This is a genomic window from Stenotrophomonas sp. HMSC10F06, from assembly GCF_001807865.1.
In the GTDB taxonomy this organism is placed as follows: Bacteria; Pseudomonadota; Gammaproteobacteria; order Xanthomonadales; family Xanthomonadaceae; genus Stenotrophomonas; species Stenotrophomonas bentonitica_A.
This window is the reverse complement of record NZ_KV791259.1, coordinates 150,115-167,437: the sequence shown is the minus strand read 5'-3', so window position 1 is coordinate 167,437 and position 17,323 is coordinate 150,115. Positions and strand designations below refer to the sequence as shown.

The 17,323-nt window shown below is 67.9% G+C and carries 12 protein-coding genes and 1 tRNA gene; 11 read left to right on the top strand and 2 right to left on the bottom strand.

Annotated features, from left to right (window positions below; genetic code table 11):
- The first annotated feature begins 33 nt into the window (after positions 1 to 33).
- The 8 genes from HMPREF3113_RS04365 (at position 34) to HMPREF3113_RS04330 (ending at position 7,151) form a co-directional block, all read left to right on the top strand.
- On the top strand, positions 34 to 645 hold the full coding sequence (locus HMPREF3113_RS04365; protein WP_046273321.1) for a DUF998 domain-containing protein: 612 nt from the start codon (positions 34 to 36) through the stop codon (positions 643 to 645).
- Between the two features lie 186 nt (positions 646 to 831).
- Positions 832 to 3,480 (top strand): leucine--tRNA ligase, encoded by a 2,649-nt coding sequence (gene leuS, locus HMPREF3113_RS04360; RefSeq protein ID WP_070470989.1) that lies wholly within the window; start codon positions 832 to 834, stop codon positions 3,478 to 3,480.
- A 162-nt stretch (positions 3,481 to 3,642) separates the two neighbouring features.
- Complete coding sequence (gene lptE, locus HMPREF3113_RS04355; protein ID WP_070470987.1) at positions 3,643 to 4,233, top strand: LPS-assembly lipoprotein LptE; 591 nt, start codon at positions 3,643 to 3,645, stop codon at positions 4,231 to 4,233.
- A gap of 31 nt (positions 4,234 to 4,264) precedes the next feature.
- Positions 4,265 to 5,302 (top strand): DNA polymerase III subunit delta, encoded by a 1,038-nt coding sequence (gene holA, locus HMPREF3113_RS04350; RefSeq protein ID WP_070425626.1) that lies wholly within the window; start codon positions 4,265 to 4,267, stop codon positions 5,300 to 5,302.
- A 4-nt stretch (positions 5,303 to 5,306) separates the two neighbouring features.
- Positions 5,307 to 5,972 (top strand): nicotinate-nucleotide adenylyltransferase, encoded by a 666-nt coding sequence (gene nadD, locus HMPREF3113_RS04345; protein ID WP_070470985.1) that lies wholly within the window; start codon positions 5,307 to 5,309, stop codon positions 5,970 to 5,972.
- Positions 5,973 to 6,093: 121 nt separating this feature from the next.
- The gene (rsfS, locus tag HMPREF3113_RS04340) at positions 6,094 to 6,462 is read left to right on the top strand and encodes a ribosome silencing factor (protein WP_087947504.1); all 369 of its coding nucleotides are present in this window, start codon (positions 6,094 to 6,096) and stop codon (positions 6,460 to 6,462) included.
- An 84-nt stretch (positions 6,463 to 6,546) separates the two neighbouring features.
- Positions 6,547 to 7,017, top strand: a complete 471-nt coding sequence (gene rlmH, locus HMPREF3113_RS04335; RefSeq protein WP_019183383.1) for a 23S rRNA (pseudouridine(1915)-N(3))-methyltransferase RlmH — start codon at positions 6,547 to 6,549, stop codon at positions 7,015 to 7,017.
- A gap of 57 nt (positions 7,018 to 7,074) precedes the next feature.
- Positions 7,075 to 7,151 (top strand) — tRNA-Asn (locus HMPREF3113_RS04330).
- A 125-nt stretch (positions 7,152 to 7,276) separates the two neighbouring features.
- Here HMPREF3113_RS04330 and HMPREF3113_RS04325 read toward each other — a convergent pair.
- Positions 7,277 to 10,111: a TonB-dependent receptor gene (locus tag HMPREF3113_RS04325; protein WP_070470983.1), complete on the bottom strand. Its 2,835-nt coding sequence runs from the start codon at positions 10,109 to 10,111 to the stop codon at positions 7,277 to 7,279.
- Between the two features lie 357 nt (positions 10,112 to 10,468).
- A complete protein-coding gene (locus HMPREF3113_RS04320; protein WP_070427441.1) occupies positions 10,469 to 11,203 on the bottom strand; it encodes an SIMPL domain-containing protein in 735 nt (244 codons plus the stop codon).
- Positions 11,204 to 11,333: 130 nt separating this feature from the next.
- Between HMPREF3113_RS04320 and HMPREF3113_RS04315 the strand changes: the two genes are divergently transcribed.
- From HMPREF3113_RS04315 to HMPREF3113_RS04305, 3 genes are read left to right on the top strand one after another with little or no spacing between them, the layout of a single operon-like run.
- Positions 11,334 to 11,915, top strand: coding sequence for a Maf-like protein (locus tag HMPREF3113_RS04315; RefSeq protein ID WP_070470981.1), 582 nt, complete (start codon positions 11,334 to 11,336; stop codon positions 11,913 to 11,915).
- Positions 11,908 to 13,395, top strand: coding sequence for a ribonuclease G (rng, locus tag HMPREF3113_RS04310; RefSeq protein ID WP_019182611.1), 1,488 nt, complete (start codon positions 11,908 to 11,910; stop codon positions 13,393 to 13,395). Before HMPREF3113_RS04315 ends, rng begins: the two co-directional genes overlap by 8 nt.
- Positions 13,396 to 13,425: 30 nt before the next feature.
- The gene (locus HMPREF3113_RS04305; RefSeq protein WP_070470979.1) at positions 13,426 to 17,286 is read left to right on the top strand and encodes a YhdP family protein; all 3,861 of its coding nucleotides are present in this window, start codon (positions 13,426 to 13,428) and stop codon (positions 17,284 to 17,286) included.
- The last annotated feature ends 37 nt before the right edge of the window (positions 17,287 to 17,323 follow it).

The following is a 17,323-nucleotide window of genomic DNA, read 5'->3' as shown; positions in this document are numbered from 1 at the left end:
ATACGGGCCTTGTAATGCAGCCGGGTGAGCAACATGCAGGGAATCCAACGTTGGGAAGGGGCGCTCGGCATTGCTGCCGCCGTGTTGTTCGTGGGCGCGGTGCTGGGTTTCGGCGCGGCGCTGCCGCTGTTCGATCCGATCGGCCACCCGGTGGCGCTGCTGGGCGCGATGGGGGTGCCGCATGCGCTGGCCTTCAATATCGTCGGGTTCGCGTTGCCCGGCCTGCTGGCCAGCCTGGTGGCGCTGCGCCTGCTGCTCCGGGTGCCGCGCACGGCGCCGTGGTCGATGCGCGTTGGCGCCCAGCTGCTGATGCTGGCCGGGGTCGGCTTCACCGCGATGGGCGTGCTGCCGCTGGATACCAGCGACCTGGACAACCCGGCCAGCCAATACCACGCCAGCGCGTGGATGGTCTGGGTGCTGGCCTTCGTGCCCGGGGCGGTGATGTCCGGGATCGGCGCGCTGCGGCTGCCGGCGTGGCGCGCGGTGGGTGCGCTGCACCTGGCCTGCGGGCTGGGCGTGCTGCTGGCGGCGTTCGCCCTGCAGGCCCTGCTGCCGGCACCGCTGGCCCAGCGCGTGGCCTTCGGTGCGTGGCTGGTCTGGCTGGTGGCGGTGCTGCCGCTGGCCCCGGGCGCGCGCCGTGCCTGAGCGCGGTTCACCTGCCGCTGCGCCCCGGCACCGCGCCGGGGCCAGGGCAGGGCGATGACGTATTCGGCCAATCCCCAGTCAATTCAATGAGATGACGGGTTTGGGCGCTGCGGTGGGCCACCTCGATTGGAGCCCTATGCCGCACTGCGGTACCCTGTGCCGCTTTGCCGCCGCACTAGCGTTTTTATGACCAGCGTCGAACCCAACGTTTACGATCCGCAGCAGGTTGAATCCGCCGCCCAGCAGTACTGGGATGCCACCCGTGCCTTCGAGGTCACCGAGACCTCGGACAAGCCGAAGTTCTACTGCCTCTCGATGCTGCCGTATCCGTCCGGTGCGCTGCACATGGGCCACGTGCGCAATTACACGATCGGTGACGTGATCAGCCGCTACAAGCGGATGACCGGCCACAACGTGCTGCAGCCGATGGGCTGGGATGCGTTCGGTCTGCCGGCCGAAAATGCGGCGATCAAGAACAAGACCGCGCCGGCCAAGTGGACCTACGCCAACATCGAGCACATGCGTGGCCAGTTCAAGGCCATGGGCTATGCGATCGACTGGTCGCGCGAGTTCGCCACCTGCACGCCCGAGTACTACGTGCACGAGCAGCGCATGTTCACCCGCCTGATGCGCAAGGGCCTGGCCTACCGCCGCAACGCGGTGGTGAACTGGGACCCGATCGATCAGACCGTGCTGGCCAACGAGCAGGTCATCGATGGCCGCGGCTGGCGTTCCGGCGCGCTGGTGGAAAAGCGCGAGATCCCGCAGTGGTTCCTGCGCATCACCGATTACGCCCAGGAACTGCTGGACGGCCTGGATGAACTGCCGGGTTGGCCCGACTCGGTCAAGACCATGCAGCGCAACTGGATCGGCCGCTCGGAAGGGCTGGAGATACAGTTCGACGTGCGCGATGCCGACGGCAGCACGCTGGACCCGCTGCGCGTGTTCACCACCCGTCCGGACACCGTGATGGGCGTGACCTTCGTGTCCATCGCCGGTGAGCATCCGCTGGCCCAGCACGCGGCCAAATCCAACCCGGCGCTCGCGGCGCTGCTGGCCGAGATGAAGCAGGGCGGCGTCTCCGAAGCCGAACTGGAAACCCAGGAAAAGCGCGGGATGGATACCGGCCTGCGCGCCATCCATCCGGTCACCGGCGCCCAGGTGCCGGTGTGGGTCGCCAACTTCGTGCTGATGGGCTACGGCACCGGCGCGGTGATGGCCGTTCCGGGCCATGACCAGCGCGATAACGAATTCGCCAACAAGTACGGCCTGCCGATCCGCCAGGTCATCGCGTTGAAGTCGCTGCGCAAGGAAGAAAGCGCTTACGACGCCACGCGCTGGCAGGACTGGTATGGCGACAAGACCCGCGACACCGAACTGGTCAACTCCGAAGAGTTCGACGGGCTGGATTTCCAGGGCGCCTTCGAAGCACTGGCCGAGCGCTTCGAGCGCAAGGCCCAGGGCCAGCGCCGCGTGAACTACCGCCTGCGCGACTGGGGCGTCAGCCGTCAGCGCTACTGGGGCTGCCCGATCCCGGTGATCTACTGCCCGAAGTGCGGCGCCTTGCCGGTGCCGGAAGAGCAGCTGCCCGTGGTCCTGCCGGAGAACGTCAATTTCGTCGGCACCGGTTCGCCGATCAAGGCCGATCCGGAATGGCGCAAGACCACCTGCCCGGACTGCGGCGGCGCGGCCGAGCGCGAGACCGACACCTTCGATACCTTCATGGAGTCGAGCTGGTACTACGCGCGCTACACCTCCCCGGGTGCCCGCGACGCGGTGGACAAGCGCGGCAACTACTGGCTGCCGGTGGACCAGTACATCGGCGGCATCGAACACGCGATCCTGCACCTGATGTACTTCCGTTTCTTCCACAAACTGCTGCGTGACGCGCGCATGGTGGACAGCAACGAACCGGCGCAGAACCTGCTGTGCCAGGGCATGGTGATCGCCGAGACCTACTACCGCCAGAACCCGGACGGCTCCAAGGACTGGATCAACCCGGCCGACGTGGATGTGCAGCGCGACGAGCGCGGCCGCATCGTCGGCGCGACCCTGATCGCCGACGGCCAGCCGGTGGTGATCGGTGGCACCGAGAAGATGTCCAAGTCCAAGAACAACGGCGTGGACCCGCAGGTGATGGTGAGCAAGTACGGTGCCGACACCGTGCGCCTGTTCTCGATGTTCGCCGCGCCGCCGGAACAGTCGCTGGAGTGGAACGAAGCCGGCGTGGACGGCATGGCCCGCTTCCTGCGCCGTTTGTGGGCGCAGGTGCAGAAGCACGCCGCCGACGGTGCCGCCCCGGCGCTGGACGTGGCCGCGCTCAACGCCGAGCAGAAGGCGCTGCGCCGCAAGACCCACGAAACCATCGGCAAGGTCGGCGACGACTACGGCCGCCGCCACAGCTTCAACACCGCCATCGCCGCGGTGATGGAACTGATGAACGCGCTGGCCAAGTTCGATGACGTCAGCGAGCAGGGCCGTGCGGTCCGCCAGGAAGCGCTGCGCGCCACCGTGCTGCTGCTCAACCCGATCACCCCGCATGCCAGCCATGCGCTGTGGCAGGTGCTGGGCCACGCCGAGGAACTGCTGGAAGACCAGGCGTTCCCGCAGGCCGATCCGGCCGCGCTGGTGCGCGATGCGGTGACGCTGGCCGTGCAGGTCAACGGCAAGCTGCGCGGCACCATCGAGGTCGCTGCCGATGCCCCGCGTGATCAGATCGAAGCGCTGGGCCTGGCCGAGCCGAACGCGGCCAAGTTCCTGGAAGGTCTGACCGTGCGCAAGATCATCATCGTGCCGGGCAAGATCGTGAACATCGTGGCCGCTGCGCAGGGCTGATGCTGTCGTGCCGCCGGGTGCCTGCGCGCCCGGTGGCACGGATCTCCAGGGGCAGGGTCCGGACGCGCCATGCAGGCCGCCCGGTATCAAGTCCTGTTCACGCGGCATCCGGCACGATCACTGCTTGTTGCCGCGACCGCCCGGCTCCTACAGACTGTGTCCATGACCCGATTCCTGCTTGCCCTTGTCCTGACCGCAACCCTCGCCGGCTGCGGCTTCCATCTGCGCAACAAGCTGATGCTGCCAGCCGATACCGCGGCGGTGCAGGTGGTGTCCACCGCGCCCTACAGCGAACTGGTCAAGCTGCTGCGTCGTGGCCTGCAGGCCTCGGGCGCGCAGATTGCCGACAGCGACAGCACCGAACCGGCCGCACAGCTCCAGGTGCTGTCCGAGCGTTGGGGCGATCTGCCGATCGCGATCGATGCCCAGGGCCGTGCCCAGGAATACAGCCTGCGCTACGCGGTGATCTTCATCTTCCGCCGCGAAGACGGCAGCGAGCTGGTGCCGCAGCAGGTGATCGAGCTCTCGCGCGATTACGTGTCGCCGCCGACCGACGCCACCGGTACCACCACCGAGCGCGAGATCCTCGCCGACGAACTGCGTCGTGAAATGTCGGCCTCGATCATGCGCCGCATCGACAGCGTGGTCCGTGCCGAGCTGGAGCACGGCCGTGCCCCGGCCAAGCCCGGCACGACGCCGGCCACCCCCCCGGCCACGCCGGCGGTGCCGGCCGACGTGCCGCAGGGGCACTGAGCCCGGTCCGCCCGCGGATCGGCCTGCCCGGATGGAACTTCGTCCCGAACAGCTTGCCAGCCAACCGGCCAGCCAGCCGCTGGCACCGGTGTATCTGATCGCCGGGCCGGAAACACTGCGCGTGCTGGAAGCGGCCGACGCCGTGCGTGCGCGGGCACGCGCCGATGGTGTCAACGAACGCGAAGTGTTCGATGCCGATGGCCGTGACTTCGACTGGAACCAGCTCGACGCCAGCTTCAACGCGCCCAGCCTGTTCAGTGCCCGGCGCCTGATGGAACTGCGGCTGCCCAGCGGCAAGCCGGGCAAGGAAGGCGCTGAAGTGATCAGCCAGTTCTGTGCCAACCCGGCGCCGGACGTGATCCTGCTGATCACCTGCAACGAATGGAGCAAGGCCCACCAGACCAAGTGGGCCGATGCGGTGGGCCGTGCCGGGGTGATCTCGGTGGCGTGGGCGATCAAGCCGCATGAACTCACCGAGTGGATCGAGCGCCGCCTGCGTGGCAAGGGCCTGCGCGCGGATCCGCAGGCCGTGCAGCGCCTGGCCGAGCGGGTGGAGGGCAATCTGCTGGCCGCCGCCCAGGAAATCGACAAGCTGGCCTTGTTGGCCGACGGCCAGACGCTGGACGTGGACACGATGGAGTCGCTGGTGGCCGATGCCGCCCGCTATGACGTGTTCCGGCTGGTGGAAGCCACCTTCTCCGGCCAGCCTGCCGCGGTGCTGCGCATGATCGCCGGGCTGCGTGCCGAAGGCGAAGCCGTGGCGGCCCTGACCCCGATCGTGATCCGCGAGCTGCTCTCCACCGCCGGCCTAGCGCGGGTGCAGGCGCGCGGTGGCAACCTGGCCGCGGAAATGAAGAGCCGCGGCATCTGGGAGTCGCGGCAGGCGCCGTTCAAGCGCGCCCTGCAGCGCCATCCCGAGGTCAAGCGCTGGGAGCGCTTCGTGGCCGAGGCCGGGCTGGTGGACCGCATCGCCAAGGGGCGCGCCGATGGCGATGCCTGGCTGGCGTTGGAGCGGCTGTTGATCGCCGTGTCCGAAGCCCGTGCCGTGCGCCTGCTCGCCCGGGCCTGAGCCCATGGGGCTGCGCATCTATTACGGCGGGACCTTCGATCCCGTTCATCTGGGCCACCTGGCCATTGCCCGCGCCGCGCGCGACCAGCTGCAGGTGGCCGTGCGCCTGCTGCCGGCCGCCGATCCGCCGCACCGCGCTGCCCCTGGCGCCGATGCCGCGCAGCGCTTGGCCATGCTGGCCCTGGCCGTCGGCGACGAACCGGGCCTGCTGCTGGACCGGCACGAGCTGGACCGCGCCGAGCGCCAGCCCGGCGTACCGTCCTACACCGTGGATACCCTGCGCGAGCTGCGCGCCGAACTGGGCCCGCGCCAGCCCATCGCCTGGCTGGTGGGGGCCGACAGCCTGTTGGCCCTGCCCAGCTGGCACGAGTGGGGCGCGCTGTTCGAGCTGGCGCATTTCATCGTGGCCGACCGCCCGGGCAGCCCGCTGGCGGGCACGCTCGACCTGGTCCTGGCCAAGGCCCTGGAAGGGCGCTGGGCCAGCCACGAGCGCGCGCTGTTCACCGCCCCGGCCGGGCGCCTGCTGCGTCTGCAGGCCCCGTTGCGCGAGGAATCGGCCACCGCCGTACGCGCGCAGATCCAGGCCGACGGTTCCTGGCAGGCGCTGCTGCCGGCGCCGGTGGCCGACTACATCCTCGGTCACCGCCTGTACGGCGCAACACCGTCGTGAATACGCGCGGCCCCGCCGCCCCGTATAATCGGCCCCACATTTATCGAGTTGACCCGCTTTGAGCAACCAAGCCCAGCCCCAGACCATCAAGGTCCAACTGCCCAATCCGGCGCCCTCCGTCATGCAGCTGCTCGAGTGCGTGCGCGGGGCCACCGAAGAACTGAAGGCCAAGGATCTCGTTGAGATCGACGTCATCGGCCGCTCCAGCGTCGCCGATTACATGGTGATCGCCTCGGGCACCTCCAGCCGTCACGTCAAGTCGATTGCCGATGAAGTGGTGAAGTTCGCCAAGAAGCTGGGTGTGATGCCGCTGGGCGTGGAAGGCGAGCGCGAAGCCGAATGGGTGCTGGTCGACCTGGGCGACGTGATCGTCCACGTGATGCTGCCGCGCGTGCGTGAGTTCTACGCGCTCGAGCGCCTGTGGACCGTGGGCGACCAGCCGCCGATCGAGCTGCTCGACGATGCGGACGACGACTACGACGCGCGCTGATCGCAGCGTGCCCGGTCACGACAACGGCGCCGATGGCGCCGTTGTCTTTTGCGGCGCCGCCTGCGGTAGCTGCGGAGGACACCGATGAAAGCCAGGTTGATCGCCACCGGCGAGCGCGCGCCATCCTGGGTCGCGCAGGGGTTTGCCGAGTACCAGAAGCGGCTCTCGCACTGGCTGCCGTTCGAGCTGGTCGAGATCGAGCCCGGCCTGCGCGGCAAGGGTCGCGATGCGCGCCGCGCGACCGATGACGAAGGCAAGCGGGTGATCGCCGCGCTGCCGAAGAATGCCTATGTGGTCGCGCTCGATGTGCCGGGCCGCCAACTCAGTTCCGAGCAGCTGGCCCAGCGCCTGGAGCATTGGCGAGGGCAGGGCAGGGACCTGGCGTTCCTGATCGGCGGGCCGGAAGGCCACTCGGCCGAGGTGTCGGCGATGGCCGACGAGAAATGGTCGATCGGGCCGCTGACGCTGCCGCACATGCTGGTGCGCCTGGTCGTGGCCGAACAGCTGTACCGCGCTGCGGCCATGCTGGCCAATCATCCGTATCACCGTGCGTGAAATAGTTGTCGCCAGACGGGTTACATCTCGCGAAAAACGGGCTACAATGCGCACCCCGCCCGAATAGCTCAGCCGGTTAGAGCACTTGACTGTTAATCAGGGGGTCGTTGGTTCGAGTCCAACTTCGGGCGCCAAGATTTGAAAAAAGCCTCGCAGCGATGCGGGGCTTTTTTTTGCCTGCGATGTGCGCAACTCGCGTGGCCGAGCAACAAAAAGCCCGGGCACTGCCCGGGCTCCTTGTTCCCCAAGTGCGGCTACCTCATTCGAAGGTGTACTTGGCACCGACGGTGAAGTAACGGCCGATCGCACCGCTGAAGTGCAGCGGGTTGTAGTTCACGCCACCGTAGGTGGTCGGATCCAGCGGAGCGATGCGGTCGAACAGGTTCTGCACCGATGCATTCAGTTCGAAGGCCTCGGTGATGTTCCAGCGACCGGAGAGGTCGAAGGTGGTGAACGAGGAAATCTTGGTGACGTCCGTGCCGTCGGCATAGGCGAACTGATACGAGCCGTCCGGACCGCGGAAGTCGGTGTTCTCCATCTTGGAGATGTAGTTGGCCACGCCGCTGACGCTCCACGGGCCCTGCTTCCAGGTGGTACCGAAGTTGATGCGGTCCTTCGGGGTGCCGATGCAGTTGGTGACGTCGCAGTTGCCGTGGGTACCGGCATAGTCGACGGTCACGTCGGCATCGGTGCGCTCGAACTTGAGCACGTGGCTCCACTGCAGGTCCATTTCCAGCTGGCCCGGACCGATGTCGAAGGTCTGGCGGATGTCGGTATCGATGCCGCGCACGCGGGTGGATGCCGCATTGATGTACTGCGTATTGACCGCCAGGATGCTGCCGGTGCCCGGAACGCCATTGAGCAGGTTGTTGTCACGCAGCACATTGCCCGCGGCAATCGCTTCGGCCGTACTGCCCTGGGCGATTTCGTTGGTGCGCTTGATCTGCCACGCGTCGACCGTCATCGAGGTGCTGGAGGTCGGCTGCAGCACCAGGCCCACCGAGTAGCTCTTGGACTCTTCCGGCTTCAGGTCGGCGTTGGGGCGGGTGATGATGGCGACCGGCAGTGCGCCGCAATCGTCATCGTTCGCGCCCGGGGCCGGGTTGCCGCCGGGGCAGCGCACGGGATCGGAAGCGTTGGAGAACGCGGCCAGGCCACCGTCGCCGTTCTCGGCCGGGTTGGGGGCACGGAAGCCTTCGGCATAGCTGCCGCGGACGGCGATCCAGTCGGCCGGGGTCCACTTGATCCCGACCTTCGGCGTCGCCTTGCCTTCGCCGCTCTCATACTTGTCGTAGCGGACCGCGCCAGACAGTTCCAACTGCTCCAGCACCGGGGCGGACAGCTCGACATAGCCGGCGTACACGTTCTGCGTACCGTCGTAGGCCGAGTAGCCCAGGCCGATGATCTGGCCCTGGTCGGTGAAGGTCTGCGGGGTCAGGCTGTTGCTGGTCTTGCGCCATTCGGTACCCAGCGCCAGACCCAGCGGGCCACCCTTGAGGTCGGCCAGGCTGCGCGACACGGTGAAGTCGAACATGTCCAGGCTGGACTTGGCGCGGGCGCTGATGTCCGGCGAGATGTAGTCATACAGGGCCTGCGAGTTCAGCCCCGCGTTGTCGCCGATGCGCCACACGCCTGCCGGGCAGGCCGGATTGCCGAGCACGCAACGCACGGCGTCGTAGTTCAGGAAGCCGGTACGCTTGTTGACCAGGTCGGTGCCCGAATGCAGGTAGGCCGTGTCGTAGCTCCACTCGCCCCAGTTGCCCTTGACGCCGACCAGGAAGCGGTTGAACTCGTTGGTGTTCTCGGTCACACGCGGGCCGACATCCCAGGCCGAGTAGCGCAGGCGCGAGGCCTGGCCGGGGATCGGGTTGTCCGGGTGGGTCGGGCTGAGCACGGTGGCGCCATCGCCGCTGTTGGCGTTGACCGGGCCACCGGGATAGCCCCAGCCACCGGAAACGCCGGAGGGCGTGTTGCTGAAGGTGGTTTCCTTCTTGGAGTAGCCGATTTCGGTGTAGATCTCACCGCCCTCGCCGAAGGCGAAGCTGGCGCGACCAAATACGTTGACGTACTTCTCTTCCGGGGTCAGGTCACGGTACAGCTGGGCCGGATCCCACAGGCAGCCCTGCTGCTGGGCGGTGACATCGTTCTGGCCGGGGATGGTGGTCAAACCGGCGCAGCCCGGCAGCGCGACGAGGAAGGCCGGGTCGTCATCCGTCACCGCACGGTCGTCGAACACCGAACCGTTCGGACCCACACCGCCACGGGTACCGCCGGAGAGCGCGGCGCCACCCAGGAACTGGGCGTTGTTGCCATAGCCCCACGGGCGGATATCACCGGTGCCGATCCACTTGCGGTTCTTGCGGTCGCTGACCTTGATCGCGTCGGTCTTGCCCACGTCCAGACTGAAGAACGCGTTCCAGCCATCGGTGGCCAGGTCGCCGGTGCCGGCGGTCAGGGTGGCCTTCTTGGCATCGCCGTCGCTGTCGCCGGACAGGCCGTAGGAGGCGCGCAGGATGGCGCCGTTGAAGTCGCTGCGCAGGATGATGTTGACCACGCCGGCGATGGCGTCCGAACCGTAGATCGCAGAAGCGCCGTCCTTCAGGACTTCAATGCGCTCGACCGCATCCAGCGGAATGGTGCTCAGGTCGGTGAAGACTTTCTGGCCGTCATCGGCCAGGCCGTAGGTCGCCATGCGGCGGCCGTTCAACAGCACCAGCGTGGAGCCGGCGCCCAGGCCGCGCAGCGAGATGCCGGCGCCACCGCCGGCAAACCCGTTGCCGAAGGTCTTGGGAATGGAGCCTGACCCGTCCGCGGTCAGGGTCTGCAGATACTCGGCGACCGTGGTCTTGCCGGTACGGTCGATCTCCTGGCGGGTGACCACCTGGACGGGGGAGGGAGTTTCGGTATTCGTGCGGGGGATGTTCGACCCGGTGACGGTGATCCGGTCAAGGTTGGTCGCCTGCTCCTGCGCGAACGCGGAGGACGACGCCATGGCCCCTACCAGCAGCAGCGCGCCGCTGGTCAGGATCGTGGAAATGGAATGGGCCAGGGTATTGCGGCGGCTGTCGTCGCGGCGTTGGGTCGGGTGTTTCACAGCTTCTCTCCTGACTGGGAAAACCTAGATGTCAATAAGTCGACACCAGAACGGTGGCAACGGCGCCAATCTAGGTTTCCGGCAGGTGACGCAAGTGTGAAAAATTGCTTAATTCGGGAACGATGGCGTGAGGGGGTTGTATGAATGGGGAGAGCCCCGTCGCGGTGCTCTCCGGACGCCTCAACGCGGCAACGAGAATTCCACCGACACCCGGCCATCGGCCTCGACGACCTGACCATCGACGATGGCGGTGCGCCGCAGACTGCAGTCGGGCTATGACCGCGGACAGCATGACGGCGCCCTAAGGCGCCGTCATGCCAGGCAGGAGCGGACGTGGGTCCGCTCTGCTGCGACGTGTTACCGGCCCAGATCGAACACCACGTCCAGGTTGACCGACACGGTCGATTCGCCCGGCGACACCGGCGTGGAGACATCGGCCGCCATCGGCGCGGCCGCCGCACGCATCATCACCGGGCGGAAGTTGCCGCCACCGCTTTCGGAGATGCTCACGATCCGGCGCACGCGCAGGCCCAGCGACTTGGCATATGTTTCGGCGCGGGCCTGGGCCTTCTTCAGTGCGGCCAGGCGGGCTTCGTCGTAGACCGGCTCGGGCTGGTCGATCTCGAACTGCGGGCCGTTGATCTGGTTGGCGCCCTGCGCGGCCAGTGCATCAAGCACTTTGCCGAGCTTGGCGATGTCGCGCACCTTCAGGCTGACCGTATTGCTGGCCTGGTAGCCGGTGATCTTTGGCGCCTCGTTGTCGGCGTAACGGTACTGCGGGCTCAGGTTGACGCCGCTGGTCTGCACATCGCGCTCGGCAATGCCGGCGGCCTTGATCGCGGCAAGCACCTTGGTCATCTGCTCGGCGTTCTGGCGCATGGCGGTGTTGCCGTCCACGGCCTGGGTGACGACACCGGCCGACAGCGTGGCCACGTCCGGCACGCGCCTGGCCTCGGCATTGGCCGAAATGTTGAGCAGGGTGCCGTCGGCCGGCACGGCGATGGCGGGCTGGGACTGGGCGTGGGCGGTCATCGAAGCTCCCAGGGCAAGGGACAGGGCGAGCAGCAACGGGGACAGGGACGGGCGGCGCATGTACATCTCCTTGTGAAGACGTTGAGGTTGGTGTCGGGGCGATGAACGCGTCGTGAGGTTTGATGGGGTTGATGACGATTGGAGGGTGTTGCTTGCGATTCAGACAGTAGCCTCAGGTTATGCTTCCTCGATGCTTTATCTCGCCTCTCGATCCCCCCGACGAAACGAACTGCTTGCGCGCCTGGACCGACCGTTCCAGGCGCTCGATCTTCACGTGCCCGAAGTCCGTGCGCCCGCCGAGTCGGCCGCCGATTACGTGCAGCGGGTCGCCGCCGACAAGGCGCGTGCCGGGCTGGCGCTGGTCGCCCATGACCCGGACGCGGTGGTGCTCGGCTCGGACACCGAGGTGGTGCTGGATGGGCGCGTGTTCGGCAAGCCGGTCGATGCCGACGATGCGCGCGCGATGCTGCGCGCGCTGGCCGGGCACACCCACCAGGTGATGACCGCCGTGGCGCTGGTCGCCGCCGGCCGGGAGCAGGGCGTACTGGTGGTCTCGGAGGTGACGTTCGCGGCGATCGACGAGGACCGGATCGCCGCCTACGTGGCCACGGGCGAGCCGATGGACAAAGCCGGCGCCTATGCGATCCAGGGCGGCGCCGAACGATATATCCGCCACCTGGCGGGAAGCTATTCGGGTGTGATGGGTTTGCCCCTGCAACAGACCGAGCAGTTGCTGCAGGCGTTTGAACTGAAGGGAGTCGCCCATGTCTGAAGAAATCCTGGTCAATGTCACCCCGCGGGAAACCCGCGTCGCCGTCATCGAAAACGGCATGCTGCAGGAGCTGCATATCGAACGCGGCTGGCGCCGTGGCGTGGTCGGCAACATTTATAAAGGCAAGGTCCAGCGGGTGATGCCCGGCATGCAGGCGGCGTTCGTGGAGGTCGGGCTGGAGCGCGCCGCGTTCCTGCACGCCAACGACGTGATCCGCCCGGCCCCGGTGGCCAGCGCCGATACCGAAGGCACCACCCTGCCGCCGCCGTCCTCGGTGCCGATCGTGGAGTTGCTGCGCGACGGCCAGGACATCGTGGTGCAGGTGGTCAAGGATCCGATCGGGACCAAGGGGGCCCGGCTGACCACGCAGATCAGCATTCCCTCGCGCTACATGGTGCTGCTGCCGCAGTCCAAGGTGGTGGGCGTGTCGGCCCGGATCGAAGACGAGGCCGAGCGCGCGCGCCTGAAGACCCTGGTGACTGAACTGTCGGCCCAGCACGGCGGTTACGGCTATATCGTGCGCACCAACGCCGAAGGCCAGCCGGCCGAAGCGATCGCCGAGGACGTGGCCTACCTGTCGCGGGTCTGGAACGTGGTCGAGCGCCGTGGCCGCGATGCCGCCCCGTGCAGCGTGATCTATGAAGACCTGAGCCTGCCGCTGCGCTCGGTGCGCGACCTGATCCGCAAGGACGTGGACAAGGTCAAGGTCGACTCCAAGGAGACCTTCAACCAGTTGCAGGCATTCGTGGCCAAGTACATGCCGGTGCTGGCCGAGAAGCTGGAGCTGTACAGCGGCGATCGCCCGATCTTCGACATGTTCGGGGTCGAGGACGAGATCGGCCGGGCGCTGGACAAGCAGGTGCCGCTCAAGTCCGGTGGCTATCTGGTGATCGACCAGACCGAGGCGATGACCACGATCGACGTCAACACCGGTTCGTTCCTGGGCCAGCGCAATCTCGAAGAGACGGTGTTCCGCACCAATCTTGAAGCGGCGCAGGCCGTGGCGCGCCAACTGCGGCTGCGCAACCTGGGCGGCATCATCATCATCGACTTCATCGACATGGATGACGCCGAGCATCGCCGTCAGGTGCTGCGCACGCTGGAGAAGGCGCTGGCCCGCGACCATGCCAAGACCACCGTCTACGATTTCTCGCCGCTGGGCCTGGTCGAGATGACGCGCAAGCGCACCGTGGAAAGCCTGGAGCGCCAGCTGTCCGAGCCGTGCCCGGAGTGCAGCGGGCGGGGTTCGATCAAGACCGCCGAGACGGTGACCTATGAGATCTTCCGCGAGATCACCCGGGCGGTGCGCCAGTTCGATGCGGCCCGCCTGCTGGTGATTGCCTCCTCGAAGGTGGTCGCGCGCATCACCGACGAGGAGTCCTCGGCGGTGGCCGAACTGGAGGAGTTCCTGGGCAAGAGCATCCGCTTCCAGGCGGACGAGCAGTACCTGCAGGAGCAGTTCGATGTCGTGCTGCTCTGACCGCGGCCGGTCCGGCGTTCCCAGGTTCCGATGAGCACACCGCTGCGCCTGCGCCTGCGCCGGATCCGCCGCCATGCCGTGTATGCGGTGGCGGTCCTGCTCGTGGGCGTGGCCCTGCTGGTCGGCACCGCCAGCCAGCTGCTGCCGCTGGCCGAGCGCCATCCGGACAGGGTGGCGGCATGGCTGAGCGCGCGTGCCGGCCAGCCGGTGCGTTTCGATGCGCTGGATACCGCCTGGACCCGGCGTGGGCCGCTGCTGCAGCTCAAAGGGCTGCGGATCGGTGAAGGGCAGGGCCTGCGCATCGGCGAGGCCGAGGTGCTGGTGTCAATGTATGCCGGGCTGCTGCCGGGTCACTCGCTGACCGAGCTGCGCCTGCGTGGCCTGGCGCTGGTGCTGCAGCGCGCCGATGACGGCCGCTGGTCGGTGCAGGGGCTGCCGCAGTCGGCTGCGGGTGATCCGCTGGAAACGCTGCGCCGCTTGGGCGAGCTGCAGGTGATCGGCGGGCGGCTGCGGGTCGATGCGCCCTCGCTGGGCGTGAACGCCTCGCTGCCGCGGATCGACCTTCGCCTGCGCGTCAACGGCCAGCGCCTTCGCGTGGGCGCCCGTGCCTGGGCCGATCCCGCCGCCCAGCCGCTTACAGCGGTGCTGGAGTTCGAGCGCAAGCGCGGCGATGGGCAGGCGTGGCTGTCGGCCGATCCGGCCGATTTCCGTGCGTGGTCCTCGCTGCTGCAGTTCGGCGGCATCGGTCTGCAGCAGGGCACCGGTGAATTCAATGCATGGGTGGATCTGCGCGATCACCGGGTGGTGATGGTCACCACGGATGCGGACCTGCAGAACGTGCAGGTCCGCGGCGTGAAGCTTGCAGACGGCACCCACCCGCAGCTGGCGCTGGACACGCTGGAGCTGCGCGCGCGCTGGCGCTGGGTGCATGGCGGCTGGCGCGCCGATGCGCCGCGCCTGCGGATCGGCATGGAAGGCAGCACCCAGCAACTGGATGGGCTGCTGCTGGCTGGCGGGCAGCATTTCGCGCTGGCCGGCGACAACATCGATGCCACCGCGCTGCTGCGCGGCCTGGCGCTGACCGACAGGATCGACCCCGGCCTGCGCGAGTGGCTGCATGACGCCGCGCCGCAGGTCCGGATGACCCGCGTGCGGGTGGCGGGCGAACAGGGCGGCCCGCTGTCGGTCGAAGGCGACCTGGAAGACATCCGTTTTGCCGCGGTCGGGCATTCGCCGGGGCTCAGTGGCGTGGGCGGCCGCTTCGATGGCGACGCCGATGGCTTCATCCTGGAGCTGCAGCCGCAGCGGGTCATGCACTTCGATTGGCCGAGCGGATTCGGCGAGCGCCACGATGTGCGCCTGGCGGGGCAGCTGGTCGGCTGGCGTGATGAAGCCGGTGGCTGGCGCATCGGCACCCCGGCCCTGCGCGTGCAGGGCACCGATTACGCGGCCGATGTACGCGGCGGGATCTGGTTCCAGAACAACGGCACGCGCCCGTGGCTGGAGCTGGCGGCCAAGATCGACGATGTACCGATGACCGCCGCCAAACGCTTCTGGATCCATTCCAAGATGAGCAAGGCCGCCACCGATTGGCTGGACGCCGCGCTGGTCTCCGGGCAGGTGCGCGGCGGCGTGGGCCTGGTGACCGGTGATCTGGAAGACTGGCCCTTCGACAAGAACAATGGCCGCTTCGAAGCGACCGGACATATCGACGCTGGCAGCATCCGTTTCCAGCACGACTGGCCGGCGATGAACAAGGTCGATGCCGACATCGCCTTCATTGGTCCGGGCTTCGAACTGCATGGCAAGGGCGACCTGGCGGGCGTGGCGGTGGACCACTTCGACGCCGGCATCCCGGATTTCGGCGTGACCGATCTGTACGTCAAGGCGACCAGCCGCAGCGATGCCGGTGCACTGCTGGCCATGCTCAAGCAGAGCCCGCTGCAGGCCACCTACGGCGAGACCCTGGACAACCTGACCGCGAAGGGACCGGCTGCGGTCACCTTCGATCTGCTGCAGCCGCTGCACCACGACGAAGGGGGCGGCCATCTGCAGGGCACGGTCGATCTCAACGGTGCGACGCTCACCGAGAAGCGTTTCGACCTGGTCTTCGAGAACATGCGCGGCCAGGCCCGTTACGGCCATGGCGGCTTCGATGCGGAACAGCTTGCCGTGCGGCATCAAGGCCAGGACGGGCTGCTCAGCCTGCGCGCCGGCGAGTTCGTGCACGACCCGCAGCAGGCCTTTGAATCCGAGTTGACCGCTTCGCTGGCCGCGGGTGCGCTGCTGGACCGCGCGCCGGAATTGAACTGGCTCAAACCCTATATCCAGGGTACTTCGCGCTGGACCATCGGGGTGACCCTGCCCAAGGTCGCCGCCGGCAGCAAGGTCGAGCCGCCGACCGTGCTCAAGCTGCATTCGGACCTGGTCGGGACCACGCTGGAGCTGCCCGCGCCGCTGGACAAACCGGCCGCCACGCCGCTGGCCACGGCCGTGACCGCGCAGCTTCCGATGGGCAGTGGCCGCGTGGACGTGGCGTTCGGCCAGCGCCTGGCGCTGGCTGCCCGTACCCATGACAACCAGACCGGCGTACAGGTCACGCTCGGCAGTGACCATGTGGATCGGGATCCCCCCGCCAGCGGGCTGGTGGTCAACGGCCGCAGCGGCTCCTTGGATGCGCTGGAATGGATCGGCCTGGCCCGTTCGCCCGAGGGGGGCGATGACAAGGACCCGATGCCGCTGCGCCATGTGGATGTGCAGGTCGGCCAGCTGTTGCTGGCCGGTGGGGTGTTCGAGCAGACCCGGCTGCAGCTGCGTCCGACCGGCAACAGCGTGGATGTGCGCCTGGATGGCCCCTCGCTGGCGGGCAGCCTGAGCGTGCCCAATGCCGATGGCGGCACCATCGTCGGCAAGCTCAGCCGCGTCCACTGGCAATCGCTGCCCACGCCGGTCAAGGCGCCCAGTGATGGCGCCCCGATCCTGCTGCCGCCGGACGTGGCGTTGCCTGCACGGGTCCAGGCCAGTGCCAATGACACCAACCCGGCCAAGGTGCCGCCGCTGTCGCTGGATATCGAGGACCTGCAGTTCGGCAAGGCCAGGCTCGGCCAGGCGGTGCTGCGCACCCGCCCGATGGCCAACGGCCTGAGCGTGGACCAGCTGCAGTTCCGCGCGCCCAAGCAGGAGATCGACGTCAATGGCCGCTGGATGGGCATGGGCGCGGCTGCGCGCAGCCAGTTCAACGTGCAGGTCAGGAGTGAGGACCTGGGCGGGCTGATGCAGAACCTGGATTACGGCGGCCAGCTGCGTGGCGGGCAGGGCCAGCTGAGCATGACTGCCGGGTGGCAGGGGGGGCCGTCGGATTTCCAGCTGGGCGCGCTGCAGGGGCAGCTCGACGTGCATGCCCGCAACGGCCAGCTGCTGGAGCTCGAGCCGGGCGCCGGCCGGGTGCTCGGGCTGCTGAGCGTGGCCCAGCTGCCGCGCCGGTTGATGTTCGATTTCCGCGATTTCTTCTCCAAGGGCTTCGCCTTCAACCAGGTCGAAGGCAGCGTGGCCTTCGGCAACGGCATGGCCACCACCGACAAGGTGCTGATCGAAGGCCCGGCGGCGAACATCACCATCCGCGGCCAGACCGATCTGCGCCAGCAGCGCTTTGACCAGACCATCGACGTCAATCCGCGCGCGGGCAACCTGCTGACCGTCGTTGGCGCGGTGGCCGGCGGTCCGGTGGGCGCCGCGGTAGGCGCGGCGGCCAACGCGGTGCTGTCCAAGCCGCTGGGCGAGATCGGCGCCAAGACCTACCGCGTGACCGGCCCCTGGGCCGAACCCAAGGTCGAGGTGATCGACCGCGACACCGCGCCCAGGCCGGCGCCGGCCGCACCCCCGGCGCGCTGACCCCTTTCCCGCGCCCGGGTTGCGATAGCGCCCGGCG

Excerpts from the sequence above, each read along its gene's own strand:
- HMPREF3113_RS04365 (WP_046273321.1), top strand. The coding sequence starts at position 34 with ATGCAGGGAATCCAACGTTGGGAAGGGGCGCTCGGCATTGCTGCCGCC.
- leuS (WP_070470989.1), top strand. The coding sequence starts at position 832 with ATGACCAGCGTCGAACCCAACGTTTACGATCCGCAGCAGGTTGAATCC.
- lptE (WP_070470987.1), top strand. The coding sequence starts at position 3,643 with ATGACCCGATTCCTGCTTGCCCTTGTCCTGACCGCAACCCTCGCCGGC.
- holA (WP_070425626.1), top strand. The coding sequence starts at position 4,265 with ATGGAACTTCGTCCCGAACAGCTTGCCAGCCAACCGGCCAGCCAGCCG.
- nadD (WP_070470985.1), top strand. The coding sequence starts at position 5,307 with ATGGGGCTGCGCATCTATTACGGCGGGACCTTCGATCCCGTTCATCTG.
- rsfS (WP_087947504.1), top strand. The coding sequence starts at position 6,094 with ATGCAGCTGCTCGAGTGCGTGCGCGGGGCCACCGAAGAACTGAAGGCC.
- rlmH (WP_019183383.1), top strand. The coding sequence starts at position 6,547 with ATGAAAGCCAGGTTGATCGCCACCGGCGAGCGCGCGCCATCCTGGGTC.
- HMPREF3113_RS04320 (WP_070427441.1), bottom strand. The coding sequence starts at position 11,203 with ATGCGCCGCCCGTCCCTGTCCCCGTTGCTGCTCGCCCTGTCCCTTGCC.
- HMPREF3113_RS04315 (WP_070470981.1), top strand. The coding sequence starts at position 11,334 with ATGCTTTATCTCGCCTCTCGATCCCCCCGACGAAACGAACTGCTTGCG.
- rng (WP_019182611.1), top strand. The coding sequence starts at position 11,908 with ATGTCTGAAGAAATCCTGGTCAATGTCACCCCGCGGGAAACCCGCGTC.
- HMPREF3113_RS04305 (WP_070470979.1), top strand. The coding sequence starts at position 13,426 with ATGAGCACACCGCTGCGCCTGCGCCTGCGCCGGATCCGCCGCCATGCC.